25 protein-coding genes (1 of these 25 only partly in view) are annotated in these 24,421 nt (G+C 72.8%); 14 read left to right on the top strand and 11 right to left on the bottom strand.

The window, feature by feature from the left end:
• Positions 1–34: 34 nt before the first annotated feature.
• The 4 genes from AW27_RS14370 to AW27_RS14355 all read right to left on the bottom strand — a co-directional run bounded on the left by AW27_RS14370 (position 35) and on the right by AW27_RS14355 (position 3,189).
• Complete coding sequence (locus AW27_RS14370) at positions 35–667, bottom strand: hypothetical protein (RefSeq protein ID WP_037921601.1); 633 nt, start codon at positions 665–667, stop codon at positions 35–37.
• 65 nt (positions 668–732) lie between these two features.
• Complete coding sequence (locus tag AW27_RS14365) at positions 733–1,299, bottom strand: SigE family RNA polymerase sigma factor (RefSeq protein WP_037921236.1); 567 nt, start codon at positions 1,297–1,299, stop codon at positions 733–735.
• Positions 1,300–1,573: 274 nt separating this feature from the next.
• Positions 1,574–2,539, bottom strand: a complete 966-nt coding sequence (locus tag AW27_RS14360) for an HhH-GPD family protein (RefSeq protein WP_037921238.1) — start codon at positions 2,537–2,539, stop codon at positions 1,574–1,576.
• Complete coding sequence (locus AW27_RS14355) at positions 2,536–3,189, bottom strand: phosphatase PAP2 family protein (protein ID WP_106967579.1); 654 nt, start codon at positions 3,187–3,189, stop codon at positions 2,536–2,538. The genes AW27_RS14360 and AW27_RS14355 overlap by 4 nt, the downstream gene beginning before the upstream one ends.
• Positions 3,190–3,349: 160 nt before the next feature.
• On the opposite strand from AW27_RS14355, the gene AW27_RS14350 reads away from it, so the two are divergent.
• A complete protein-coding gene (locus tag AW27_RS14350; RefSeq protein ID WP_037921239.1) occupies positions 3,350–4,153 on the top strand; it encodes a hypothetical protein in 804 nt (267 codons plus the stop codon).
• A 116-nt stretch (positions 4,154–4,269) separates the two neighbouring features.
• On the opposite strand, the gene disA is transcribed toward AW27_RS14350, so the two are convergent.
• A complete protein-coding gene (gene disA, locus AW27_RS14345) occupies positions 4,270–5,394 on the bottom strand; it encodes a DNA integrity scanning diadenylate cyclase DisA (protein ID WP_037921241.1) in 1,125 nt (374 codons plus the stop codon).
• A gap of 306 nt (positions 5,395–5,700) precedes the next feature.
• The gene (gene radA / locus AW27_RS14340) at positions 5,701–7,143 is read right to left on the bottom strand and encodes a DNA repair protein RadA (RefSeq protein WP_037921243.1); all 1,443 of its coding nucleotides are present in this window, start codon (positions 7,141–7,143) and stop codon (positions 5,701–5,703) included.
• 182 nt (positions 7,144–7,325) lie between these two features.
• Between radA and AW27_RS14335 the strand changes: the two genes are divergently transcribed.
• The gene (locus tag AW27_RS14335) at positions 7,326–9,092 is read left to right on the top strand and encodes a BACON domain-containing protein (protein WP_037921246.1); all 1,767 of its coding nucleotides are present in this window, start codon (positions 7,326–7,328) and stop codon (positions 9,090–9,092) included.
• Between the two features lie 118 nt (positions 9,093–9,210).
• On the opposite strand, the gene AW27_RS14330 is transcribed toward AW27_RS14335, so the two are convergent.
• Complete coding sequence (locus tag AW27_RS14330) at positions 9,211–10,098, bottom strand: DUF3109 family protein (protein ID WP_037921247.1); 888 nt, start codon at positions 10,096–10,098, stop codon at positions 9,211–9,213.
• Between the two features lie 63 nt (positions 10,099–10,161).
• Between AW27_RS14330 and AW27_RS14325 the strand changes: the two genes are divergently transcribed.
• Positions 10,162–11,112: a Ppx/GppA family phosphatase gene (locus AW27_RS14325; RefSeq protein WP_037921249.1), complete on the top strand. Its 951-nt coding sequence runs from the start codon at positions 10,162–10,164 to the stop codon at positions 11,110–11,112.
• Here AW27_RS14325 and AW27_RS14320 read toward each other — a convergent pair.
• Both AW27_RS14320 and AW27_RS14315 read right to left on the bottom strand, forming a co-directional pair.
• Entirely contained in the window at positions 11,100–11,330 is a 231-nt protein-coding gene (locus AW27_RS14320; protein WP_037921251.1) for a hypothetical protein, read from the bottom strand. The two genes, AW27_RS14325 and AW27_RS14320, sit on opposite strands and share 13 nt — an antisense overlap.
• Complete coding sequence (locus AW27_RS14315) at positions 11,323–11,496, bottom strand: hypothetical protein (RefSeq protein WP_157840233.1); 174 nt, start codon at positions 11,494–11,496, stop codon at positions 11,323–11,325. The genes AW27_RS14320 and AW27_RS14315 overlap by 8 nt, the downstream gene beginning before the upstream one ends.
• A 180-nt stretch (positions 11,497–11,676) precedes the next feature.
• Here AW27_RS14315 and AW27_RS14310 point away from each other — a divergent pair, with 180 nt between their 5' ends.
• The 6 genes from AW27_RS14310 (at position 11,677) to ilvD (ending at position 17,607) form a co-directional block, all read left to right on the top strand.
• Positions 11,677–12,756 (top strand): helix-turn-helix domain-containing protein, encoded by a 1,080-nt coding sequence (locus AW27_RS14310; RefSeq protein WP_037921253.1) that lies wholly within the window; start codon positions 11,677–11,679, stop codon positions 12,754–12,756.
• A 17-nt stretch (positions 12,757–12,773) separates the two neighbouring features.
• On the top strand, positions 12,774–13,355 hold the full coding sequence (locus AW27_RS14305) for an HD domain-containing protein (protein WP_037921254.1): 582 nt from the start codon (positions 12,774–12,776) through the stop codon (positions 13,353–13,355).
• A gap of 116 nt (positions 13,356–13,471) precedes the next feature.
• Positions 13,472–14,122, top strand: coding sequence for a DUF7691 family protein (locus AW27_RS14300; protein ID WP_037921256.1), 651 nt, complete (start codon positions 13,472–13,474; stop codon positions 14,120–14,122).
• A 68-nt stretch (positions 14,123–14,190) separates the two neighbouring features.
• On the top strand, positions 14,191–15,018 hold the full coding sequence (locus AW27_RS14295) for a sugar phosphate isomerase/epimerase family protein (RefSeq protein WP_037921258.1): 828 nt from the start codon (positions 14,191–14,193) through the stop codon (positions 15,016–15,018).
• The gene (locus AW27_RS14290; protein WP_037921260.1) at positions 15,015–15,635 is read left to right on the top strand and encodes a TetR/AcrR family transcriptional regulator; all 621 of its coding nucleotides are present in this window, start codon (positions 15,015–15,017) and stop codon (positions 15,633–15,635) included. The genes AW27_RS14295 and AW27_RS14290 overlap by 4 nt, the downstream gene beginning before the upstream one ends.
• A 121-nt stretch (positions 15,636–15,756) precedes the next feature.
• Positions 15,757–17,607, top strand: coding sequence for a dihydroxy-acid dehydratase (gene ilvD, locus AW27_RS14285; protein ID WP_037921263.1), 1,851 nt, complete (start codon positions 15,757–15,759; stop codon positions 17,605–17,607).
• Between the two features lie 111 nt (positions 17,608–17,718).
• Here the strand turns inward: ilvD and AW27_RS14280 are convergent, their stop codons facing one another.
• Positions 17,719–19,860 carry a serine/threonine-protein kinase gene (locus tag AW27_RS14280; RefSeq protein WP_037921265.1) on the bottom strand — a complete coding sequence of 714 codons (2,142 nt, stop codon included), beginning with the start codon at positions 19,858–19,860 and terminating at the stop codon, positions 17,719–17,721.
• Between the two features lie 106 nt (positions 19,861–19,966).
• Between AW27_RS14280 and AW27_RS14275 the strand changes: the two genes are divergently transcribed.
• From AW27_RS14275 to proC, 5 genes are all read left to right on the top strand, one after another.
• The gene (locus tag AW27_RS14275; RefSeq protein WP_037921267.1) at positions 19,967–20,269 is read left to right on the top strand and encodes an SH3 domain-containing protein; all 303 of its coding nucleotides are present in this window, start codon (positions 19,967–19,969) and stop codon (positions 20,267–20,269) included.
• A gap of 59 nt (positions 20,270–20,328) precedes the next feature.
• Positions 20,329–20,901, top strand: coding sequence for a membrane protein (locus AW27_RS14270; RefSeq protein ID WP_037921269.1), 573 nt, complete (start codon positions 20,329–20,331; stop codon positions 20,899–20,901).
• 86 nt (positions 20,902–20,987) lie between these two features.
• A complete protein-coding gene (locus tag AW27_RS14265; protein ID WP_037921270.1) occupies positions 20,988–21,785 on the top strand; it encodes an ABC transporter ATP-binding protein in 798 nt (265 codons plus the stop codon).
• Positions 21,782–22,519, top strand: coding sequence for an ABC transporter permease (locus AW27_RS14260; RefSeq protein ID WP_037921271.1), 738 nt, complete (start codon positions 21,782–21,784; stop codon positions 22,517–22,519). The genes AW27_RS14265 and AW27_RS14260 overlap by 4 nt, the downstream gene beginning before the upstream one ends.
• 112 nt (positions 22,520–22,631) lie before the next feature.
• Entirely contained in the window at positions 22,632–23,441 is an 810-nt protein-coding gene (gene proC / locus AW27_RS14255) for a pyrroline-5-carboxylate reductase (protein WP_037921272.1), read from the top strand.
• Between the two features lie 62 nt (positions 23,442–23,503).
• On the opposite strand, the gene trpS is transcribed toward proC, so the two are convergent.
• Positions 23,504–24,421: the 3' portion of a tryptophan--tRNA ligase gene (gene trpS, locus AW27_RS14250; protein WP_037921274.1), read on the bottom strand. Its footprint extends 81 nt past the window's final position; only the last 918 of its 999 coding nucleotides appear in the window; its start codon lies beyond the right edge, outside the window; it ends in the stop codon at positions 23,504–23,506.

Genomic DNA, 24,421 nt, shown 5'->3' with positions numbered 1-24,421 from the left:
GCGCAAGCCTCGCCTCGTTCTTCTTGCTCAGTGCTCAGTTCTTCTGACTCGTGGCCGGGGCGGGCTGGGCTCCGCCGTCGACCACGTTGCTGTACTCCGAGTGCACCCGGTCCTGCTCGGTGAACTCCTCTCCGTTCCAGCGGTACGTGACCACGTCCTCGCCGGACGGATAGGCGAGCGCGTCGCTCTTCCCGTAGACCTGCTTCGTGACCACCAGATCGCCCCGGTCGATCTCCGCGTAGACGGGGGGCTGTTCGTCCGCGAACACATTCTCGTACGTGCCGCCGTCCGCCCGGTACACGTAGGAGCCGCGGCCCAGGGCGTCGGCGCAGGACAGCACGTTCACGACGATGTCCGCGACGGGACCGCCGGTGACCTTCCCGTAGCTGACGTCCACCGGGTACTCCTTGCCCGTGCAGGGCTTGAGGTCCCGCTTGACCTCGGAGCTGACCTTGGGGTCCGCCATGAGCAGCGCGACCGGATCCACCTTCTTGAAGGGGGTGCCGGACGCGGAGGCCGGAGAGGTGCCCGAGGAGGGGCCGGACGGCGCGGTCCTGGAGATGGTGTCGGTGCGGGCGGGGCCGCCGTCACGCAGACCGGTGCCGCCGGTGGCGCAGCCGACCGCGAACACGGCTGTGCCGACGAGGATGATGGTCCCCGCCGACATCAGCACCAGATTTCCCCTTCCCCCGAACACGGGGGGAGAGCTTCTGCCCTTCAGATCTTGGCCGTTCAGGCCGCGCACCGCTCACGCCCCTCGTACCTCATGGTGTGGTCACCGCGCTCCAGCGCACGCATGTCCAGGTCCCGGCTCTCCAGCTCCTGCCGGAGCCGGGCCAGGGCGCGGTGCAGAGTGCTCTTCACGGTTCCCGCCGACATTCCGAGCGCCGCGGCCGTCTCCTCGGTGCTCATCTGCTCCCAGTGTCGCAGGACGACCACACTGCGCTGCTTGGGCGCGAGCACCTTCAGGATGTCCATCAGCAGGGCGCGGTCGGCGCGCTGGTCGGAACCGTCCTCGACGGACGCGTCGGGGAGCTGCTCGGTGGGGACCTCTTCGAGCTTGCGGGCGCGCCACCACTCGGTACGAGTGTTGATCATGACCCGGCGGAGGTAGGCGTCGGCCAGAGACTTGTCGGCGATGCCGTCCCAGCGGCCGTAGGTGCGCACGAGGGCCGTCTGGAGGAGGTCCTGGGCGTCGGTGGGGTCCGGAACCAGCCGCCGGGCACTGCGCAGCAGCGCGTCCTGCCGCGTGCGTACGTACTCCTCGAACCCGAGCACCTCGCCCTGCGCCTGCGCCATCTCGGACCGCCTCCCGTTCCGTCCCACCACACCACCGCTGTCTTACGGGGACGACGGTACGGAGGGGTTGTCACGGGCCTGTGCGAGCCAGCCTGCGGTGGGAACACGGACACCCATAGGTTGTGTAACAGTGCCTGTGAGCTGGGGTTTCCCGGCAACAAGCGGAATTACCGACTCAGCTTCGAGCGCGGCTACGGGGGGTGGCGGACCGGTGCACGGTCCGTTCGCGAACCGTCCCGAGCGCCGTCCGCCACCTCTGCGGGCACCTCTGCGGTCAGGGCTGCGGGCGCGTCTGCGGCAGCCGGTACAGGCCGCCGCCGAGCGGCTCCACCAGCCCGTCGGACACCAGCCCGTCGAGCGCGCGGGCCCGCTGCACCGGCTCGTTCCAGACAGTGTCGAGCACGGCCTGCGGAACGGGGCCCACCGCCTCCCGCAGGACCGCCAGGAGTTTGCCGCGCACCTGCCGGTCGGTCCCGGCGTACGTCTGCCCGCGCCGCGGCGGCCCGTCGTGCGCCGGCTTCCCGGCCAGACGCCACGCGCACTGTCCGGCTACCGGGCAGCGCGTGCAGTCCGGACTCTTCGCGGTGCACACGAGCGCGCCGAGCTCCATCGAGGCCGCCGCCCAGCGGGCCGCGGTGGTCTCGTCCTGAGGCAGCAGTTCGCGGGCCAGGCGCCGCTCGGCGGCCGTGGTCGCGTTCGGCGGGTACTCGACCCCGGTGGCGGCGCGCGCGAAGACCCGCCGGACGTTGGTGTCGAGGACGGCGTGCCGCTGCCCGTACGCGAAGGAGGCCACCGCCGCCGCGGTGTACTCGCCCACCCCGGGCAGTGCGAGGAGCTGTGCGTGCTCCCGCGGTACGTCGCCCCCGTGCCGCTCCGTTATCGCGGCGGCCGCGCCGTGCAGCCGCAGGGCCCGGCGCGGGTAGCCGAGCCGTCCCCAGGCCCGTACGGCCTCACCGGGGGCCTCTGCGGCCAGGTCGGCGGGGCGGGGCCAGCGGGCGAGCCACTGCTCGTAGACCGGCAGCACCCGGCTGACCGGGGTCTGCTGGAGCATGAACTCGCTGACCATGACGCCCCAGGGGCCGGCCTCGGGGCGGCGCCAGGGCAGGTCGCGGGCGTGCTCCTCGAACCACGAGATGACGGGGGAGTGCAGCGGGTGGGAGGTGCCGGCGGGCACGTCGCGGGAGTCCTCGGGGGACAGGTCCGGCGACACGTCGGGGGAGGAAGGAGGGGATGCAGTCATGGCAGACGGCATCCTGGCACGTTTCGGACCCCGGGGGAGGACTCACCGCTCGGTCCCGGCCCGGTCAGCAGGACACCGGCCCGCATCCCGCCCGCCCGCACCGCGCGGACGCCCGCGGCCGCCGGACCGGTCAGCGCCAGGACGACGAGGGCGGCGACCGAACCGCCCAGCAGCAGGCCCAGGGCCACGTCGTGCGGGTAGTGGACACCGACGAAGACCCGGGAGAAGGCCATCAGCAGGGCGAGCGGCACCACCAGCGGCGCGAGCCGGCGCGCGGCCATGACCAGGGCCACGGCCGCGGCGCCCGCGATGGCCGCGTGGTTGCTGGGGAAGGACCCGTCGCCCGGCGGCGGGCACCCGACCAGTGAGGCCGCCGCGCCGGCGACCGCGCGGCACGGACGCTCCTCGTCCACGGTGGCCTTCACGGCCTCCGAGGCGGCGTAGGCGACGACGGTGGCCGTCGGTGCGAGGAGGGCCAGTGCCACCGCCCGGGCGTCGCCCCGGCCGCGCGCCCGCCACCAGAGGGCGGCGAGGAGCGCCCCGAAGAGCCAGAGGCCGTACCCCGTCCAGAGTTCGAAGGCCCGCTGCACCCACAGGGGCGCGGAGTGGGCGAAGCCGGTGACGGTGCGGTAGAGGCCGGAGGTGTCCATGGGTACCGAACGTACCGAAACCGGACTCATCTCCATGTAAGCCCTTTGGCCGGTTCCCGCCCGTTCCGGTTGGGCCCGCAGGATGATCATCGGCAAATCAAGTCCGCTGCGCGGCATGTGGGGCACTGATCGGGCCGCGAACCTTTGTAAGGTTCCGTTCGTGGGATCTCTGCGCAATCCGGTCGGGCCGCTCCCCTCCTCCATCTACTGGCGACGGAGGGCTGTGCTGGCGTCCGTCGTCGCGCTCCTCGCGCTCCTCGCCGTATGGACCGTCAGTTCCGGCGGGGGGAAGACGAGTACGAACGGAAAGGGCGAGGGGCGCCCCGATCCCGTCACCTCCATCACCCCGGGCCCGGCCGGCACCGGCCCCGCCATCAGCGCGGCCCCGGGCGGACGGCCCGAGTCGGGCGGCGGTGGGACCACCGGCTCCGAGGGCGGCCCGGGCGGCGGCGCGGGCAAGAACGGCGAGCCGGGCAGCGGCAGCGCCACGGGCGGGGGTTCGGGCTCCTCCGGCGGCGGCGCGGGCGGCCCGGCGGCGGTCCCCGCGGACTCCCCGCTCCCCACGTGCGCGACGTCCGCGCTCCAGTGGGAGGTCAGGAGCGCGAAGAACGAGTACGAGGCGAACGAGAAGCCCCGCCTCGAACTGGTCGCCCGCAACATCTCCGGAACCACCTGCAAGGTCGATCTCGGTCCGAAGCAGGCCGTCCTGACCATCCTTCAGGCCAGTGGCAACAAGGCGGTGTGGTCCTCGGCGGACTGCCCGACGGGTGCCGGCAACGTCTTCTTCCGGCTTCCCGCACAGGGCGAGACGAAGCATTCGCTGGACTGGGACCGCAGGTTCAGCGCGGCCGGCCAGTGCCAGTCGCCCCCGGCGGGTTCCGCGCCCCCGGACACCTACGTGGTCGAGGTCAAGTCCCCCGGTATGCCGGTGGCCCGCACCTCGTTCGTCCTCAAGCAGGACTGACCGGCGCCGACCAGCGGCGTTCTTCCCGTACCGGCCGTGGCCCTCCGCTCGGCCCCGCGCCGCACCGGACGCCGCGGCCCGGCAGGCCGTCGCGGTCACCCGCGCCAGGGCGCGGCCTAGACGTAGCGCTCCAGGATGGACGATTCGGCCAGGCGGGACAGGCCCTCGCGGACGCTCCGTGCGCGGGCCTCGCCCACCCCGTCCACCGCCTGCAGGTCGTCGACGCTCGCCGCGAGCAGCTTCTGCAGACCGCCGAAGTGCTCCACCAACCGCTCGATGATCGCGCCCGGCAGCCTCGGCACCTTCGCCAGCAGCCGGTAACCGCGGGGCGACACCGCCGAGTCCAGCGTCTCGGGCGAGCCCGTGTACCCCAGTGCCCGCGCCACGATGGGCAGTTCCAGCAGCTCCGGGTGGGTCAGCGCGTCCAGCTCCGCCAGCGCCTCGTCCACCGTGCGGGAACGCTTCGCCGTCGGCTCCGGCACGTAGTCGCGGATGACCAGCTCGCGCTCCTGCTCGATCCCCACCGTCAGCTCGTCCAACTGGAGGGACAGCAGACGCCCGTCCGTGCCCAGTTCGACCACGTACTCGGCGATTTCCGTCGCGATCCGGCGGACCATTTCCAGCCGCTGCGCGACCGCCGTCACGTCACGCACCGTGACCAGGTCCTCGATCTCCAGCGCCGACAGCGTGCCCGCGACCTCGTCCAGGCGCAGCTTGTACCGCTCCAGCGTGGCCAGCGCCTGATTCGCCCGGGAGAGGATCGCTCCGGACTCCTCCAGGACCCGCCGCTCCCCGTCCACGTACAGTGCGATCAGCCGCATCGACTGCGACACCGACACCACCGGGAAGCCGCACTGCTTCGACACGCGGTCGGCCGTGCGGTGGCGCGTGCCCGTCTCCTCCGTGGGGATCGAGGCGTCCGGCACGAGCTGCACACCGGCGCGCAGGATCTTGGTGAGGTCCTTGTCGAGGATGAGCGCGCCGTCGAGCTTGCACAGCTCGCGCAGTCTGGTCGCGGTGAACTCCACGTCCAGCACGAAGCCGCCCGTGCACATCGCCTCGACGGCCTTGTCCATGCCCAGGACGATGAGGCCGCCGGTGTTGCCCCGCACGATCCGCTCAAGGCCGTCGCGCAGCGGCTGACCAGGTGCGACCGCGCTCAGCGAGGCGCGCATGAGGGCGTCGTGCCTGGAGCTCGCGCCGGACTTCCCGGGAGCTGATGCCCCGTCCTTGGCTGCCACTGCACTCCTCCGGTCGCGGGTTGCGCCGCTCGGCACGGGGGCACGAGGACGTGCGCACGGCCGGGCGGACCAGCCCAAAGTCTACCGGCGCGTGCTGCGGCCCCACCGGGGCTTGGCCAGGTGGGGCCCGGTGGGGGGCCGCGCGGCCCCCCTGACCAGCGTGGCGACCGGCCGGTCGGACGGGCCGATCTTGGCGGTCCGGCCGGTTCGATCATGCTCGGCCGGGAGTACGGCGGGCTGTGAGCAAGGCGGGCTGTGAGCCCGGCCGGTGGTCCGGCCCCTCGGGCAGGGTTCCTCGGGCACGGCCTACCTCGCGGCCCCGGCCCCCGCCCGCTCGCTGCTCTCCTTGCTCTCCCTGGCCGCCGTACGGGAGCGCCCGCGCGGCAGCACCCGCAGCGCGTCGCCCATGTCGGCCACTTCGGTGACCTTCATCCCCGGTGGCACCTTGCCCGGGTCGGTCGGCACCAGCGCGTGGGTGAAGCCCAGCCGGTGCGCTTCCGCCAGCCGCCGCTGTACGCCGGTCACCCGCCGCACCTCGCCGGCCAGGCCGACCTCGCCGATGGCCACCAGGTTCTTCGGGAGCGGGACGTCGCTGGCGGCGGACGCCAGCGCGAGCGCGATCGCCAGGTCCGCGGCCGGTTCGGTGAGCTTCACCCCGCCCACGGTGGCGCTGTAGATGTCGCGTTTGCCGAGCGCGGTGATCCTGCCGCGCTGCTCCAGCACCGCCAGCATCATCGAGACGCGCGAGGTCTCCAGGCCCGAGGTGGTCCGCCGGGGGGAGGGGATCTGCGAGTCGACGGTCAGCGCCTGCACCTCGGCGACCAGTGGCCGCTTCCCTTCCAGGGTGACGGTCAGGCACGTTCCCGGGACGGCCTCGGCACGCCGGGTCAGGAACAGCCCGCTCGGGTCGGCCAGCCCGGTGATGCCCTCGTCGTGCAGTTCGAAGCAGCCGACCTCGTCGGTGGCGCCGTACCGGTTCTTCACGCCGCGCACGAGCCGTAGCCGCGCGTGCCGGTCTCCCTCGAAACTCAGCACCACGTCGACGAGGTGTTCCAGGAGCCGGGGACCGGCGATGGCCCCGTCCTTGGTGACGTGGCCGACGAGCAGGGTGGCCATGCCCCGCTCCTTGGAGGCCCGGATCAGCGCGCCCGCCACCTCCCGCACCTGGGCCATGCCGCCGGGCGCGCCGTCGATCTCGGGGGAGGCGACGGTCTGTACGGAGTCCAGGACGAGCAGGGAGGGCTGCACGGCGTCGAGGTGCCCGAGCACCGCGGACAGGTCGGTCTCGGCCGCGAGGTACAGGTGGTCGCTCAGCGCGTTGATGCGGTCCGCCCGCAACCGGACCTGGCTCGCCGATTCCTCACCCGTCACGTACAGCGTGCGGTGCGTGTCGCTGGAGGCCTTCGCCGCGACGTCCAGCAGCAGCGTGGACTTGCCCACGCCGGGCTCGCCGGCCAGCAGGACGACGGCGCCGGGCACGAGCCCGCCGCCCAGGACGCGGTCCAGCTCGTCCACACCGGTGCTGCGGGCGGTCGCCGTCCGCCCGTCGACCTGGGCGATCGGCAGGGCGGCGGTCGACACCCGGCCGGCCGCGGTGGTCCGTACGGCGGGTGCCCCCATCTCCTCGACGGTGCCCCAGGCCTGGCACTCGGGACACCGGCCGAGCCACTTGGCCGTCGTCCAGCCGCACTCGGTGCAGCGGTAGGACGGTCGGTCCTTGGCGGATGAGCGAGAGGTGCGGGCAGCCATGCGCTCACGGTAGCCGCCCGCACCGACAGCCCGGTCCGCGGTGCCGGTCCGGGCACCCGCGGGGCGGTCGTCAGAGCCGTCGTCAGAGCCGTCGTCAGTGCACCGCCGATCTGTTCACCCTTAAGGGCTAAAACCGGGGAAGGCTTCCCAGGCGCCCCCGGCGCGCCGCCTACGGTCGCCAGGTGAACAGCAGCAACCAGGCACACCCTTCGCCGCGCACCGGCGCACACCGGGCGCACGGGCGCACGCCTCACGAGGAGGAACGGCCGCGCCCCTTCCGGTACGAGCCGTACCTCGACGGCCTGTTCACCTATTGCCTGTCGGTCCTGTGCGACCACGACACCGCGACCGACGTGCTCGCAGACGTCCTCGCCGTGGCCGAGCGGTATCCCGGACGCTGCCCCGACGAGGGCGACCGGCGGGCTTGGCTCTACGCGCTCGCCCGCTGGGGCTGCCTGCGCCGGCTGGCGGAGCAGCGGCGCGTTCGGCAGGGAGCGCATTCCGCCAAGCGTGCGCCGGAGCACGCCGGGCGCGACCATGCGCCGGGGGGCGCAGCCTTCGACGGCCCGGCCGCGGAGCCCCGCCGGCAGCTTGACGTGAGCGCCTACCGCCGTACCGAGCTGGCACGTCTTGCCTGGCCGGAGGCCGCAGGGACCACCCCCGCCCAGCGCGAGGCACTCGAACTCGCCGTCCGCCACCGCCTCGCCGTCCCCGAACTCGCCGCGGTCCTCGGCACGCCCCCCGCCGCCGCCCGGGAGCTCCTGACCGGTGCCGCCTGCGAGGTGGAGCGCACCCGAGCCGCCCTCGCCGTCGTCGAGACCGGCGGCTGTCCCGGTGTCGTCCAGCTCACCGGCGGCGACGCGGACGGCAACAGCGGCGACGTCCTGCTGTCCAGCACCCTGCGCACCGAGCTCGTCCGGCACGTCGACGACTGCCCGAGGTGCCGGCGCGTCGCCGAACGCGTGGGCGCCGCCGCGCCGTGGCCCGGCTCCGGCGGCGTGGACACCGCCGCGCTGCCGCTCGTACCCGCCCCGCGCACCGCCGTCCACGCGGCGATGCACCGCTCCGGCCGGGGGCGCGGCCCCGCCCCCCGCTTCGACCGCACCGGCTTCCCGATGGACCCCAGGGACCGCGCGGCCCGCCGGGACCGGATGCGGGCCCGGGCGGTGACCACCACCGTCGTGGCCACCGTCGTCGCGGCCCCGGTCCTGGCGCTGTGGGCCTCGTACCGCGGCGAGCCCGGCACCGGGGAGCCCGCCGGCAGCGGCTCCCCCCGTATCTCCGCCAGCGAGACCGAGCTCCCGACCTCCCGGATCGACGGGCGCCCGCTGACCGCCTACGAAAACGCGGGCAACGCGGCCGTCACCACCGGTGGCCCCGACTTCGCCGACAACAGCGACTCCTCCGACGTCTCCGTCGAGGTGATCAGCACCGGCCCGCCCGCCACCCCCGACCAAGCCGGCGCCCCCGGCAGGCTCTCGGTCGCCGCGTCCTCGCGGGGCGCCCTCACCCTGCTCACCCTCACCGCCTCGGGCGGCGCCCCGGTGAACTGGCGGCTCTGGTCCGACGCACCCTGGCTGCGGGCGAGCCGCACCGCGGGCACGCTCGCGCCCGGGGAGTCCGTCACCCTGCACATCGCCGTCGACCCCGAGGCGCAGCCGGTCGGCGCCTGGACCGCCCGGGTCGGGGTCGACCCGACCGGCGCGGTGATCTCCGTCCGGGGCCGCGGCCGGCCCCCGTCGACGCCCGTCCCGCAGCCGGAACCGACTCAGCCCGCGAGCCCGCCGCCGTCACCGGATCAGACGCAGGGACCCGCGCCGACGCCGTCCCCCACGGAGCCGACGATCCCTCCGCCGTCCCCGACCCCCGCGCCGACCCCGACGGACGGCGCGGGCGCAACGGCTTCCCCCGCGCCCGACCCGCCACCGTCGGAGCCGTCGGGCGGCTGACCCGGGGTGACGCCGGGTGACGGCCGGTGACGCGGCCGGGGGTCGGCAAGGCCGGCGCAATCGCCAGGGAGTCGACGCGGCCCTGCGAAGGCCGGCGACCGACCGGGCGGGGCTTCGGCTACGGGGCCGGATCCGCCGGATGCGGAGCCATCGGCAGGAGCGAGGCCAGCCGGGCCTCGCACAGCTGCACCAGCGCCTCGTACCCCTCCTGGCCCATCAGCTCCGTCAGCTCGGCGCGGTACGACACGTAGACGGGGTCCCCGGCGCCGTGCGCGGAGGTCGCCGACGTGCACCACCAGTGCAGGTCGTGGCCGCCCGGGCCCCAGCCCCGGCGGTCGTACTCGCCGATCGACACCTGGAGCACCCGGGTGTCGTCGGGCCGGTCGATCCAGTCGTACGTCCGGCGGATCGGCAGCTGCCAGCAGACGTCCGGCTTGGTCTCCAGCGGCTCACGGCCCTCCCGCAGCGCGAGGATGTGGAGCGAGCAGCCGGCCCCCGCGGGGAACCCCGGCCGGTTCAGGAAGATGCACGCCCCGTCCCAGCGGCGGGTCTGCTTCTCCCCGTCGTCGTCGTGCTGGGTCCACCCGCTCTCGCTGCCGACGTCGTGGAACTGCCACAGCTCGGGCGTCAGCCGGGCCACGTGCTCCGCGACGCGCTTCTCGTCGTCCTCGTCGGAGAAGTGCGCGCCGAGCGTGCAGCAGCCGTCCGAGGCCCGGCCCGCCTGGATGCCCTGGCAGCCGCTGCCGAAGATGCAGGTCCACCGGGAGGTCAGCCAGGTCAGGTCACAGCGGAAGACCTGCTCGTCGTCGGCGGGGTCGGGAAACTCCACCCAGGCCCGAGGGAAGTCGAGCCCCTTCTCGTCGGCCACGGCCTTGGCCTTTCCGGGCTTGAGGGGCTTGGGGGGTTTGCCGTTCGCTGCCTCTGCGTCCCGGGTGCGTGCGCCCTGGTCGTCCTTGCCCGTGTCCTTCTCCGACCGGGTCTTGTTGGCCTTCTTCGTATTTGGCACAAACCCAAGCCTAAGCGCCCCTTACGCGACCCTCGAGCGTTCCTCGCAGTAGCGTTTCCCCCTATGAGACTCGGTGTCCTCGATGTGGGTTCGAATACGGTCCATCTGCTGGTGGTGGACGCGCACCCCGGCGCGCGCCCGCAGCCGGCGCACTCGCACAAGGTGGAGATAAGGCTGGCGGAGCTCCTCGACGACGCCGGGGCCGTCACCCCGGCGGGAGTCGAGCGCCTGCTGTCCGTCATCAACGAAGCGGTGCAGGCCGCCGAGGACAAGGGCTGCGAGGACGTCCTCCCCTTCGCCACGAGCGCGGTGCGCGAGGCGACCAACGCGGACGAGGTACTGGCCCGGGTCAAGGCCGAGACCGGCGTCGACCTGCCGGTCCTCAGCGGCGAGGACGAGGCGCGCCTCACCTTCCTCGCCGCGCGCCGCTGGTTCGGCTGGTCCGCCGGGAAGCTGCTGGTCCTGGACATCGGCGGCGGCTCCCTGGAGATCGCGTACGGCATCGACGAGGACCCGGACGCCGCCGTCTCCCTCCCGCTGGGCGCGGGCCGCCTCACGGCGGGCTGGCTCCCCGGCGACCCGCCCGACGCCCTGGACATCCGGGCGCTGCGGCGGCACGTACGGGCGGAGATCGCGCGGACGGTTCGGGAGTTCAGCCGCTTCGGCGCCCCCGACCACGTGGTGGCGACGTCGAAGACGTTCAAGCAGCTGGCCCGCATCGCGGGCGCGGCCCGCTCGGCGGACGGCCTGTACGTGCAGCGCGACCTCAGCCGCAAGGCCCTGGAGGAATGGGTCCCGCGCCTGGCCGCGATGACGACGACCCAGCGCTCCGCCCTCCCCGGGGTCTCGGAGGGCCGGGCGAACCAGCTCCTGGCGGGTGCGCTGGTCGCCGAGGGCGCCATGGACCTCTTCGGCGTGGACGAGCTGGAGATCTGCCCGTGGGCCCTGCGCGAGGGCGTGATCCTGCGCCGCCTGGACCACCTCCCGACCTCGGGGGCTGGTCAGATGGCGTGACCAGGGGGGAGCTCGGCGGACTCGATGTTGTCGACCGCCGTGGAGAATTCGCGGCCGGACGGGCCTCGTACGTACGCCAGCTCCACCCAGTAGGGGTGGAGCGAGGTCGACACGTCCTCGTTGATCACGGCCATCAGCTCGCCTTCGACGCCACTGGCCACATCACGCACGCGATGTCGTAGCAGCGGGTGCGGCATGTACGTGTAGCGCTCAGTCATCGTGGGGCTCCTCGGCGATGCCGATGAAGCGTTCCCATCCGACCAGCGCGCGGTCGAGGAGCTCCTGGCTCGGCTCGGGAACCGCAGTCGGCTCGGAGCAGGCGCCGTCGGCGATGTCGAGACCGAGCACGCCATGAGCGCAGCTGTGGATGATTCGGTTGACCATACTCACGTCCCTTCGTCGGCAGCCGCGGGTGCGTTGCCCGCCCATCGATCGCCGTGACCGCGTCGCGTCACCCGGTTCCGGGCTTCGGCGATCCCGCGCAACGAACCTATGGTCGCGCTGAGTGCGGTAGGACTGACTGTGGGTACGTGTTACTGCAAGGCTCGCGCCGGGAGCGTGCACATGGCCGCAGGAGCAATCACTGGCACGATCGCGGGATTCGTGCTGCGTACGGCTCGCGAGTCGATCCCCCGGACACAGTCGGCGACAGCAGAGGCTCTGGGGGTCGACCTGTGCACGGTGCAGGGCTGGGAGTCGGGCCGACGACCACTCGCGAACATGCGGGCGGGAGATCTGGTCGGTCTGCGGCGCCGTTTGGCTGCCATGGGTGCGGAAACGTCGGTCGTGGGGATGCTGGACGCCGCGATGGACGCGGACCGGATCATCGGTGCCACCCTCAACCGCACCGATGGGCCGCACCCTCTGTCGGAGTGGGTGCACACCAGGGATACCGCGCACATGCTCGCCTGGGCTCTCACGGGGGCTCGTCCACCGTCACTCGCGAAGATCCCCCTTCGGCGCAGGCGAGGACCGGCAGCGGCCTCTCCGCTCCTTCCGCTGCGTGATCGCGCTGCCTTCTTCGGGGAACTGCGGACCACAGCGGAGGCGGCACAGCGGACCGATCCCCAAGGCGTTCTGCTTCACCGGCAGGCCCTCTACCTGACCTCGTACGACATGAGTCCCGAAGCCGCGGCGTGGACCGCCCAGGCACTCCATGCCCGGCGGGATCTGCTGGCGCGGCGGGGGTGGACGCCGCAATGGGCAGAGGCGCGGTCGACCGCGACCGCTCTCGCTCGCCTCGGCGACCCGGTCCCGTTGTTGGACTTCATCGAGCGCGCGATCGTGGGTGATGACGCGGGAGAGGCGGCCAACCTGAACTACTGGGCCTACTGGCTGGGTGGTACACGACTGCCCCAGTCCGACGACCTCTTCATGCGAGACCGGCAGTTGACCGGCTGGGATCCGGTCACGCTGCTGCGAGGACTGACCTACGGGCTGCACGGAGCAGCTGGCTATGTGGACTTGTACGCGCACACCCTGTGGGCCCTGCTGACGGTCCATCCATGGCTGGCCCAGGCGTCGGGCGGACTGGTGCGTGAGCTGGCCGAGCGGACGGAGTGTCTGTTGGACGGGGGGCGTGTATCTGAAAGATCCCGCCGCGAACTGAGCACGGTGAACTACGTTCTACGTGATCGAACCTGAAACCGGAGGGTCACCACATGGCAGACGAGACGGCGAACGCGCAGGGTACGGCCGGGTTCCTCTTCGAGATGGGTGTGCTCAAGAACGCCAAGCGGACCGGCTGGTGGTTCACGGGCAACAACAACCCCGAGTCGATCGCAGAGCACTCGTTCCGTGTCGGAATCGTCGGCGCCGTTCTGGCCATGATGGAGGGCGTGGACCCTGCCAAGGTGGCACTGATGTGTCTGTTCCACGACACGCAGGAGACCCGGATCGGCGACATTCCGCACATCGGCCGCCGTTACATCGACGCGGCGACGAACGAGACGGTCACCGCCGACCAGGTCGCCGCGGCGCATCCGGCGGTGAAGGCCGGCGTGCAGCGCGTGGTGGGCGAGTACGAGAGTGGCGACAGCCCTGAGGCGATCGTGGCCAAGGACGCCGACAAGCTGGAGTGTCTGGTGCAGGCGGTCGAGTACCGGGCCCAGGGCTACAGCTTGGTGCAGGACTGGATCGATACCTCGCTGAGCAGCCTCAAGACGGCTTCGGCCCAAGCCCTCGCCGAGGCCGCCCTGACCATGTCACCGCTGGAGTGGCGGAAGACCTTCCTCGGGGAGTGATCCTCTGCCGGGCACCGGACTCCGGTCCGGTGGCCGGGGGAGGGCGAAGAAGCCCGGGCGGAACGCCACCGCGTCCGCCGGCGGGCCTGTCGGTGCCGTTCGGCAGGATGGTGAGCATGAGTCACACCATCTCGTACTCGACGGCTGACAAGGCCGACGTGCTGGCCTTCCTGGGCAGCAAGGGCGATCTCACGCCGGATCAGCTGCGCCGCCTGGAGAGCATGCGGCGGTACGCCAGGATCCGTCAGGACGACCTCGACCACCAGGAAGTGCACTGGGGGCTGTCCGTCCCCGACGCCCTGGAGCACCTCATAGCCGGGCACAGCGACGCCGACGCGGACTGTGCGGGCAACGCGTACACCACCGCCCTGCAACTGGTCATCGACCGCAACGCCTCGGACCCGGGCCACCTGGGCACCTACTCCCGGCCCAGCACCTTCTTCGGGCTGGTCGACGACGAGATGCGGCGCCTCGGGGTACCCGCCGACCTGCTGCCCCACGGGTTCCTCTACGGCGGGCCGCCCGACGAGTTCCCGTTCCTCCCCTCGTCGATGGACGGGTACCCGGCCATCGGCCACCTGCCGCTCGCCAGGACCAAGGCGGCTGCCGAGGCCTACCGGGCCGTCCTGGACCGGATGGACCCGGACTTCCACCACGACGTGCGGGAGCTCATCGAGAAGTTGGAGTTCGAGCACGGGGAATGGGAGAGCGCGACGAAGGACCTCGACTGGTACACCCAGGACACGCTCTTCTTCAGCCTCACGTGACCGGTGGGATCGGGCCCGCGTGGCGGTCGTCACGTACCGCGCGGGCGCGGGCCCCGTACCCTGTCCCCGTGGCAGAACCCGTCCGTATCCCGACCGCGAAAGTCGCCCTGTCCACCGCCTCCGTCTATCCGGAGTCCACGGCGACCGCCTTCGAGATCGCCGCACGCCTCGGATACGACGGCGTCGAGGTCATGGTGTGGACGGATCCGGTGAGCCAGGACATCGACGCACTGCGCCGCCTGTCGGACCAGCACCAGGTGCCCGTCCTCGCCGTCCACGCCCCCTGCCTGCTGATCACCCAGCGGGTGTGGTCCACCGATCCGTGGGTCAAGCTGCAGCGCGCCCGGTCGGCGGCCGAGAGGCTCGGCGCGTCCACCGTCGTCGTGCACCCGCCGTTCCGCTGGCAGCGCCAGTACGCCCGGGAGTTCGTCTCCGGCATCTGGCGGATGGCGGAGGAGACCGACGTGCGGTTCGCCGTGGAGAACATGTACCCGTGGCGGTACCGCGACCGCGAGATGCTCGCCTATGCGCCCGAGTGGGACGTGACGAAGGACGACTACCGGCACTTCACCGTCGACCTGTCGCACACCGCGACCGCCCGTACGGACGCGACCGCGATGATCGACCGGATGGGGGAGCGGCTGGCGCACGTGCATCTCGCCGACGGCAACGGCTCGGCGAAGGACGAGCACCTGGTCCCGGGCCGGGGGACGCAGCCCTGCGCCGAACTGCTGGACCGGCTGGCCCGGAGCTCCTTCGACGGCCATGTGGTGATCGAGGTCAACACGCGGCGTGCGATGTCCTCGGCCGAGCGCGAGGCCGATCTCGCCGAGGCGCTGGCCTTCACCCGCCTGCACCTGGCCACCGCCGGGCACGACCGGGCCCGCCGACCGTGACCGGGGGGAGCACGCCGCGCCGTCGGGGGCCGGGCCGGCCCCGCCAGGACGAGGCCGAGGAGGGGCCGGGCACCCAGGAGCGCATCCGGCTCGCTGCCCGTGAGGTGTTCGCGGAGCGCGGCTACGACAAGACGTCCGTGCGCGGCGTCGCGAAGGTCGCCGGGGTGGACCCGGCCCTGGTGCACCACTACTTCGGCAGCAAGGACGACCTCTTCGCCGCGGCCATCGAGATCAGCATCGAGCCGGCCCTGGAGGTCCCCGCCGTCATCGGGGAAGGGCCGGAGGGCATCGGCGAGCGGCTGGCTCGCTACTTCCTCGGCGTCTGGGAGAACCCGGTCACCCGGGCGCCGCTGCTGGCCGTGATCCGCTCCGCGCTCACCCACGAGGCCGCCGCGAAGGTGCTGCGCGGGCTGGTGCTGCGCAGGCTCCTGGAGCGGGTCGCCGCCGACCTGGACGTGCCCGATCCGACCTTCCGCGCCGAGCTCGCCGCCTCCCACATGGTCGGCATCGCGATCCTGCGCTACGTGCTGCAGGTCGAGCCCCTCGCATCCGCGGACACCGAGGACATCGTGGCGCTCGTGGCGCCCACGCTGCAGCGGTACCTGACCGAGGACTGAGCCGCCCGTCCCGTCATGCGGACGGGGCGTCCGGATCGCGGGCGGTGGGCGTAGCCTCGTATCTGAGCCATATCCGCAGTCGCGGCTGACCGTACAGCCGCACTCATGGGGAGTGAACCGCATGCCCGAGCTGAGGTCCCGCACCGTCACCCACGGCCGCAACATGGCGGGCGCCCGCGCCCTGATGCGCGCGTCGGGCGTAGCGAGCGAGGACATCGGCAAGCCGATCATCGCGGTCGCCAACTCCTTCACCGAGTTCGTTCCCGGTCACACGCACCTGGCGCCCGTCGGCCGGATCGTCTCCGACGCCATCCGCGCGGCCGGTGCGATCCCCCGGGAGTTCAACACGATCGCCGTCGACGACGGCATCGCGATGGGCCACGGCGGCATGCTCTACTCCCTGCCGTCCCGCGACCTGATCGCGGACAGCGTGGAGTACATGGTCGAGGCGCACTGCGCCGACGCCCTGATCTGCATCTCCAACTGCGACAAGATCACCCCCGGCATGCTGATGGCCGCCATGCGCCTCAACATCCCGGCCGTGTTCGTCTCCGGCGGACCGATGGAGGCCGGCCAGGCCGTCCTCGTCGACGGCACCGTCCGCAAGCTGGACCTCATCGACGCCATGGTGGACGCCTCCAACGAGAACGTCTCCGACGAGGACGTGCTCCGCATCGAGGAGAACGCCTGCCCCACCTGCGGTTCGTGTTCCGGCATGTTCACCGCCAACTCGATGAACTGTCTGGCCGAGGCCATCGGCCTGGCCCTCCCGGGCAACGGCTCGGTCCTCGCCACGCACACCGCCCGCCGCGCCCTGTACGAGGACGCGGGCCGCACGGTCGTGGAGATCACCAAGCGCTACTACCAGGACGGCGACGAGTCCGTCCTCCCCCGCAGCATCGCCACCCGCGAGGCCTTCGAGAACGCCATGGCCCTCGACATCGCGATGGGCGGCTCCACCAACACGATCCTGCACCTGCTGGCCGCCGCGCAGGAGGCGGGCCTGGACTACGACCTGAAGGACATCGACGCCGTCTCGCGCCGCGTCCCGTGCCTGGCCAAGGTCGCCCCGAACGTGGCGCCCGGCGGCACGTACTACATGGAAGACGTCCACCGGGCCGGCGGCATCCCCGCCATTCTCGGCGAGCTGCACCGCGGCGGACTCCTCAACAAGGACGTGACGACCGTCCACTCCGCGGGCCTGGAGGACTGGCTGGCCCGGTGGGACGCCCGCTCCGGCACGGCCACCGACACGGCCATGGAGCTGTGGCACGCGGCCCCCGGCTGTGTCCGCTCCGCCACCGCCTTCTCGCAGTCCGAGCGCTGGGACACCCTCGACCTCGACGCCGAGGGCGGCTGCATCCGCTCCGTGCAGCACGCGTACTCCAAGGACGGCGGCCTCGCGGTGCTGCGCGGCAACATCGCCGCCGACGGCTGCGTCGTGAAGACGGCCGGTGTCGACGAGTCGATCTGGACCTTCGAGGGGCCGGCGGTCGTCTGCGAGTCGCAGGACGAGGCCGTCGACAAGATCCTGCGCAAGGAGATCAAGGCGGGCGACGTCGTCGTCATCCGCTACGAGGGCCCGCGCGGCGGCCCCGGCATGCAGGAGATGCTCTACCCGACGTCCTTCCTCAAGGGCCGCGGCCTCGGCAAGGTCTGCGCGCTGGTGACGGACGGCCGCTTCTCCGGCGGCACCTCCGGTCTGTCCATCGGCCACGCCTCCCCGGAGGCGGCGTCCGGCGGCGACATCGCGGTCGTCGAGGACGGCGACCTGATCCGCATCGACATCCCGAACCGGTCCATCGAGATCGTCGTCGACGATGCCACGCTGGCGGCCCGCCACGAGGCTCTCGGCGGCGTCTACGCCCCGAAGAATCGCGAGCGCAAGGTCTCCGCGGCCCTGCGCGCCTACGCCGCGATGGCCACCAGCGCCGACAAGGGCGCGGTCCGCGACGTGACCCGGCTGGGCTGACGGGCTGACCCGGCCGGCCCCGACAGCGACGCCCCCGCACCGCACGGTGCGGGGGCGCCCGCGTCCGAGCTCCGGGCGGGACGCCGCCCGGGCTCCGCGCCGCCGGGCCGTTCACCAGCGGGCGGGATCGCCCGCGTCCACGGCGAACACCGATCCGTCGGGCGCGCCCGCGAACACCCGCCCGCCGCCGGCCACCGGCGCCGGCAGGGTCGACGCGTAGGTGTCCTTGCCGTCCGCCATCCGCGGCCTGGTCTGGCCCGCCGGCCTGCCGTCGGCCGCGTCGAAGGCCAGCAGCCGCCCGTCCGGCGCCGTCAGGTGGACCCGCCCGTCGGCGACCACCGGACGGGAGGCCACCGTCACGCCCGTCTCCAGCCGCCACCGCTCCTTGTCGGCGCCGACGGCCACCAGCGGGCCGGAGGTCCCGAACAGGTACGTGACCCCGTCCCGGTCCACCGCCGCCTCCGCGTCGAACAGCGGAGCGGTGAGCCGTACCCGCTGCGCGGTGCGCGCCGTCAGATCGGCGCGCACGACGGCGGTGGTCCGGGAGGAGGCGTCGACGTCCATCAGGTACAGGCCGCCGTGCGCGGCGCCGACGGGCCGCAGCCGCCCCGCCGTACGGAACTGCCGGGTCACGCTCCCGCTCGCCGGGTCGACCGCGGCGAGCTGGGTGGATCCGCTGCCGTCGGGCGTCACCGCGTACAGCTCCGGTGCCGCGCCGCCCTCCGGCCCGCCGCCGCTCCACCACACGGAGCCGACCCCGCCGATCTGCCGGGTCCAGCGGGTGGTGCCGGACGCCGCGTCCAGTGCGGTGACGCTGCCGTCGGTGCCCACCAGCAGCACCTGCGAGCCCGCGGGCACCGCCTGGGAGCCTGCGGGCAGTCCGCGCCGCCAGCGTTCGGCGCCCGTGGCCGGGTCCAGGGCCTGGAGCGTCCCGCTGCCGGGTGCCACGACGAGGACCCGTCCGCCGGCGTGCAGGGGCGTGGCAGGGGCGGGCGTCCCCTTCGCGGGGGCGGCCGCGGGTGACTCCAGGGCCCACACCGTCGAACCGTCCACGGGGTCCAGCCGGGCCGCCAAGAGGCCCGGTCCGGCGCAGTACAGGGCCTCCGCCTGCCAGGAACAGGCCCCGATCCGGCTGCCCGTCCCGGGCTTGCCGAGGGGGACCGACCAGGGGGCGAAGTTCTTCACCGGCGTCGGATCCGCCTGGGCGGCGATCTGGGCGGGAGAGGATCCGGCGGCTGTCCCGTGGCGGAGGTACCCGCCGGCGGCGCCGCCCACCAGCAGCAGCCCGATCCCCGCTGCCACCGCGATCCGGGCCCGCCGCCGGCCCGGGACCCGGGGTTCGGGCCCGGCGGGGATCCGCTCCCGGCGGTGGGTGAGCAGCTCGGCCCCGTCGGGCTGCCGCGGCCGGGGGATGAAGGCCTGGGTGTCCTCGGCGGTCGGGTACGCGACCGCCCGCATCTCGGCGATCAGCTCCTCGGCGGTGGGCCGCTCCCGCGGGTCCTTGGCCAGGCACCGCTCGACGAGCGGTACGAGCTGCCGGGGCAGCCCGCTCAGGTCGGGCTCGCTGTGCACCACCTGGTACGCCACCAGGTAGTGGCTGTCGGAGTCGAAGGGGCCGCGGCCCGTCGCCGCGTGCACGAGCACCGCGCCGAGGGCGAAGACGTCCGCGGCCGTCCCCACCTCGCGCGGCCGCTGGAACTGCTCGGGCGCCATGAACGGCGGGGTGCCGATCAGCTTTCCGGTCTCGGTCCGCAGGTCGCTGTCGGCCGGCCGGGAGATCCCGAAGTCGATGACCCGCACGCCGTCGGGCGCCATGAGCACGTTGCTGGGCTTGAGGTCGCGGTGGACCACCCCCGCCCGGTGGATGTCGCGCAGGGCCTCCGCCAGGCCGGCCGCGAGCCGGGCCAGCTCGGTACGGTCGAGCACCTTCTCGCGGACGCGTTCGGAGAGCGTCGGCGCGTCGATGAACAGGGTGGCCATCCAGGGCCGTTCGGCGTCGGGGTCGGCGTCCACGACGGGTGCGGTGAACGCCCCGCTCACGCGCCGGGCGGCCGCGACCTCCTGCCGGAAGCGGGCCCGGAACTCCGGGTCCACGGCATGCTCGGCGTGCACGATCTTGACGGCGAGTTTCAGCCCCGAGCCGGACGTGGCGAGGTGGACGACGCCCATACCTCCGGAGCCGAGCACCGCTTCGAGCCGGTACTGCCCGGCGTACTCCGGAAAGCCCGCGTAGTCCGCGCGCAGCGAATGCACCGCTCACCACCCCCGCCGGAGCCTAGTCGATGACCCCTACGCATCTCCAAGGTCCTGCTACCCTGCGCGAGTTGCGCACGGCAACGCCCATGGGGGGAGATTTCGCATGTCGGTGGAGAACGATTCGAGCCAAGTTCAGAGCCTTGCTTCGGGCTCCGGCTACCCGTCCTATCCGGTCGCGCCCGGCTACCGGCTGAACGTCCGTAGCGGGCCCGGTACCAACTACTCGGTGATCGACGTCCTGCCGGTCGGCGCGATCGTCACGCTGCGCTGCCAGACCGAGGGCACCACGGTCTCGGGCCCGTACGGCACGTCCAGCATCTGGGACTGCATCGGGAACGGCCGCTTCGTCTCCGACGCGTACATAAAGACCGGCAGTGACGGCTATGTGGTCACGCGCTGCGGCTGACCCGTCTGACACGTGAGACACACCCGGCCCGGGCGGCCCGGCGGGGGATAATCGCCGCTGTGAGCGACGACCAGCGAGACCAGACCCCCGCCGAGCCGGCCGGCGCGGCTGCCCCGGCCCGGGCCGCGGCCTCGGAAGCGACCGGGCCGGTGCCGCCCGCGGGCCCGCAGCCCGAGCCGCTCCGCTTCTTCGGGACCACCTGGGTGAACCACGAGAACGGCTACGGCCTGCGCCGCGCCGCCCTCGCCGTCGGCTCCCTGGTCACGGCCACCGCCGCCGCCGTGCTGCTGCGCCTCTCCTACGAAGGCTTGGAGATCGGCGACGTCGGCCCCTTCCTCAGCATCTCCGTCGTCGTCCTCTTCGCGATCGCCAGTGCCATCGCCTTCGTCAAGACGTGGGACTCCTTCAGCCGGCGCCCGGCCCCGTCCTCCGACGAGGCCGCCCTCAAGGGTCTGAAGACGATCGGCTTCATCGGTTCCCTCATCGCCTACTCCCTGCGCTGCCTGACCGAGGCCCCGGGCGAGAAGCTGCACCGTGCCGAGTACGAGCGCGCCCGGGCCGAGTACGCCCGCCGCCGCAGCACCCGTACGGGCAACCCGGCCGCCCGCCGCCCCAAGCGCAAGAAGCAGTAGTCGGCGGCCGGGCCTCCGCACGTCCGCGCATCCTCGTTCTTCCTGGTTGTTGACGCCCGGCCACCCCCAGGAGCATTATTCATCACATGATGAATAAAGAAGCCGGCGGTGACCAGGCCGCTGTGCACGCCCACGGCCTGACCGTCCGCCGCGGCACCGGCCGCACCCCGCGCACCGTCATCTCCGACATCGCCTTCGACGTCCCCCGAGGCCGCATCACCGGCCTCCTCGGCCCCTCCGGCTGCGGCAAATCCACCCTCCTGCGGGCCATCGTCGGCACCCAGGCCCACGTCACCGGCACCCTCGACGTCCTCGGCCGCCCCGCCGGCCACGCCGACCTGCGCTCCCGCATCGGCTACGTCACCCAGGCGCCCTCCGTCTACGACGACCTCACCGTCCGCCAGAACCTCGACTACTTCGCCGCGATCCTCGACCCCGGCCGCGCCGCCGCAGCCCGCCGCGCCGAAGCCGTGGACCGCGCCATCACCGACGTCGACCTCACCGCCCGCGCCGGCGCCCTCGCCGGCAACCTCTCCGGCGGCCAGCGCAGCCGCGTCTCCCTCGCCGTCGCCCTGCTCGGCACCCCCGAGCTCCTGGTCCTCGACGAACCCACCGTCGGACTCGACCCCGTCCTGCGCCGCGACCTGTGGAACCTCTTCCACCACCTCGCCGCCACCCGCGGCGCCACGCTCCTGGTCTCCTCCCACGTCATGGACGAGGCCGAGCGCTGCCACGACCTGCTCCTCATGCGCGAAGGCCGCATCCTCGCCCAGGGCACCCCCGACGCCCTGCGCACCCGCACCCACTCCGCCACCGTCGAGGAGGGCTTCCTCCGCCTCGTCGACGAGGCCGACACCCTCGCCGCCCAGGAGCAGACCCGATGAACGCCGCCCGCACCGCCGCCACCGCCGCCCGCGTCCTGCGCCAGCTCCGCCACGACCCGCGCTCCATCGCCCTGATGGTCCTGGTGCCCGTCCTGATGCTCACCCTGCTGCGCTTCGTCTTCGACGGCAGCCCCCGCACCTTCGACACCATCGGCGCGTCACTCCTCGGGATCTTCCCCCTCATCACCATGTTCCTGGTGACCTCCATCGCCACCCTGCGCGAACGCACCTCCGGAACCCTCGAACGCCTCCTCGCCATGCCGCTCGGCAAGGGCGACCTCATCGCCGGCTACGCCCTCGCCTTCGGCGCCGTCGCCGTCGTCCAGTCCCTCCTCGCCACCGGCCTTGCCCTCTGGGCCCTCGGTCTCGACGTCGTCGGCTCCCCCTGGCTGCTGCTGCTCGTCGCCCTCCTCGACGCCCTCCTCGGTACCGCCCTCGGCCTCTTCGTCTCCGCCTTCGCGGCCTCCGAATTCCAGGCCGTCCAGTTCATGCCGGCGGTGATCTTCCCCCAGCTGCTCCTCTGCGGACTCTTCGCCGCCCGCAGCACCATGCACCCCGTCCTCGAAGGCATCTCCGACGCCCTGCCCATGTCCTACGCCGTCGACGGCATGACCCAGGTCCTCACCCACACCGACATGACCACCGACTTCGTACGCGACGTCGTGATCGTCGCCGCCTGCGCCGTCCTCGTACTCGCCCTCGGCGCGGCCACCCTCCGCCGCCGCACCCCCTGACCGCACTGCGGACAGCGCGGCCCCACCCACCACCCGGGTGCAAGGATGAGGACACGTACGCGTACGCCTGCGCAGCCCAGGCGGAAGAACAGTTCGGCGAGGTGAATCGGGCATGACCCAGACAGTCGCAGTCCTCGGTACCGGCAAGATCGGCGAGGCTCTGCTCAGCGGAATGATCCGCGGCGGCTGGCCCGCCTCCAAGCTCCTCGTCACCGCACGCCGCAGCGACCGGGCCGAGGAACTCCGCACCCGCTACGGCGTCGAGTCCGTCTCCAACGCCGAGGCCGCCAAGCGCGCCGACACCCTCATCCTGACCGTCAAGCCCCAGGACATGGCCAAGCTCCTCGACGAGCTCGCCCCGCACGTCCCCGCGGGCCGGCTGGTCATCAGCGGCGCCGCCGGCATCCCGACCTCCTTCTTCGAGGAGCGCCTCAGCCCCGGCACCCCCGTCGTGCGCGTCATGACGAACACCCCCGCCCTCGTCGACGAAGCCATGTCCGTCATCTCCGCCGGCAGCCACGCCACCGCCGAGCACCTCGCCCACACCGAGGAGATCTTCGGCGGCGTCGGCAAGACCCTGCGCGTCCCGGAATCCCAGCAGGACGCGGCCACCGCCCTCTCCGGCTCCGGACCCGCGTACTTCTACTTCCTCGTCGAGGCCATGACCGACGCCGGTATCCTCCTCGGCCTCCCGCGCGCCCAGGCCCACGACCTCATCGTCCAGGCCGCCATCGGCGCCGCCGTGATGCTCCGCGACAGCGGCGAACACCCCGTCAAGCTCCGCGAGGCCGTCACCTCCCCGGCCGGCACGACCATCAACGCGATCGTCGAGCTGGAGCGGCACGGCGTACGCGCCGCCCTGATCGCCGCACTCGAAGCCGCCCGCGACCGCAGCCGCGAGCTCGCCTCCGGCAACAGCTGAACCTCGGGCACTGCGGGGCCTCCGCGTCGCGGGGGCCCCGCACCCCACACCCGCTGCCCGGCCTACGGCCGCAGCAGCCCGATCGCCTCGTACGCCCGGTCCACCACGGGCCGCGCCAGCTCCCTGGCCCGCCCCGCGCCCTCCCGCAGCACTTCGTCCACCTGCGCCGGATCGGCCGCCAGCTCCGCGTGCCGCTCCCGCAACGGCCGCAGCAGCTCGATCACGGCGTCGGCCACGTCCCGCTTCAGTGCCCCGTACCCGCCGTACCCGTCGGCGAGCGCGGCCGGATCGCCGCCGGTGCACGCCGCCAGGATGTCCAGCAGGTTCGCCACGCCCGGCCGCGCCTGCCGGTCGTACACCACCGCACCGTCCCCGCTGTCGGTCACAGCCCGCATCACCTTCTTGCGCACCACCCCGGGCTCGTCGAGCAGATAGACGATCCCCGATCCGTTCGCGTGGGACTTGCCCATCTTCGACGCCGGATCCTGCAGGTCCATGACCCGTGCGGCCACCGCCGGATGGGTGGCCTTCGGCACGATGAAGGTGTGCCCGTAGCGCTGGTTGAAACGCGCCGCCAGATCCCGGGTCAGCTCGACGTGCTGGCGCTGGTCCTCCCCGACGGGGACCTCTCCGGCCCCGTAGGCCAGGATGTCCGCGGCCATCAGCACCGGATAGGTGAGCAGGGACAGCCGTACGCCGTCGCCGGAGGCCTGCGCCCTCGCCGCCTTCTCTCGGTACTGGATCATCCGCCGCAGCTCCCCGTCGGTCGCCGTGCACTCCAGCAGATAGGCCAGCCGGGTGTGCTCGTCGACATGGCTCTGCACGAACAGGGTGCACCGCCGGGGCTCCAGCCCTGCCGCGATCAGCAGCGTCGCGGCCTGCCGACTGAGCCTGCGCACGCGCGCCGGCTCGTGCTCGACGGTCAGCGCGTGCAGGTCGACGACACAGAACAGCGCATCGTCCGGCTCCCGGTCGGCCGC

It is taken from the genome of Streptomyces sp. PCS3-D2, from assembly GCF_000612545.2.
In the GTDB taxonomy this organism is placed as follows: Bacteria; Actinomycetota; Actinomycetes; order Streptomycetales; family Streptomycetaceae; genus Streptomyces.
The sequence above is the reverse complement of the archived record's forward strand: the minus strand, read 5'-3'. Positions and strand labels throughout refer to the sequence as shown.

Coding starts and splice junctions, on each gene's coding strand:
- AW27_RS14370 (WP_037921601.1), bottom strand. CDS start 667: ATGTCGGCGGGGACCATCATCCTCGTCGGCACAGCCGTGTTCGCGGTC.
- AW27_RS14365 (WP_037921236.1), bottom strand. CDS start 1,299: ATGGCGCAGGCGCAGGGCGAGGTGCTCGGGTTCGAGGAGTACGTACGC.
- AW27_RS14360 (WP_037921238.1), bottom strand. CDS start 2,539: ATGACTGCATCCCCTCCTTCCTCCCCCGACGTGTCGCCGGACCTGTCC.
- AW27_RS14355 (WP_106967579.1), bottom strand. CDS start 3,189: ATGGACACCTCCGGCCTCTACCGCACCGTCACCGGCTTCGCCCACTCC.
- radA (WP_037921243.1), bottom strand. CDS start 7,143: ATGGCTGCCCGCACCTCTCGCTCATCCGCCAAGGACCGACCGTCCTAC.
- AW27_RS14325 (WP_037921249.1), top strand. CDS start 10,162: ATGAGACTCGGTGTCCTCGATGTGGGTTCGAATACGGTCCATCTGCTG.
- AW27_RS14320 (WP_037921251.1), bottom strand. CDS start 11,330: ATGACTGAGCGCTACACGTACATGCCGCACCCGCTGCTACGACATCGC.
- AW27_RS14315 (WP_157840233.1), bottom strand. CDS start 11,496: ATGGTCAACCGAATCATCCACAGCTGCGCTCATGGCGTGCTCGGTCTC.
- AW27_RS14310 (WP_037921253.1), top strand. CDS start 11,677: ATGGCCGCAGGAGCAATCACTGGCACGATCGCGGGATTCGTGCTGCGT.
- AW27_RS14305 (WP_037921254.1), top strand. CDS start 12,774: ATGGCAGACGAGACGGCGAACGCGCAGGGTACGGCCGGGTTCCTCTTC.
- AW27_RS14300 (WP_037921256.1), top strand. CDS start 13,472: ATGAGTCACACCATCTCGTACTCGACGGCTGACAAGGCCGACGTGCTG.
- ilvD (WP_037921263.1), top strand. CDS start 15,757: ATGCCCGAGCTGAGGTCCCGCACCGTCACCCACGGCCGCAACATGGCG.
- AW27_RS14275 (WP_037921267.1), top strand. CDS start 19,967: ATGTCGGTGGAGAACGATTCGAGCCAAGTTCAGAGCCTTGCTTCGGGC.
- AW27_RS14265 (WP_037921270.1), top strand. CDS start 20,988: ATGATGAATAAAGAAGCCGGCGGTGACCAGGCCGCTGTGCACGCCCAC.
- AW27_RS14260 (WP_037921271.1), top strand. CDS start 21,782: ATGAACGCCGCCCGCACCGCCGCCACCGCCGCCCGCGTCCTGCGCCAG.
- proC (WP_037921272.1), top strand. CDS start 22,632: ATGACCCAGACAGTCGCAGTCCTCGGTACCGGCAAGATCGGCGAGGCT.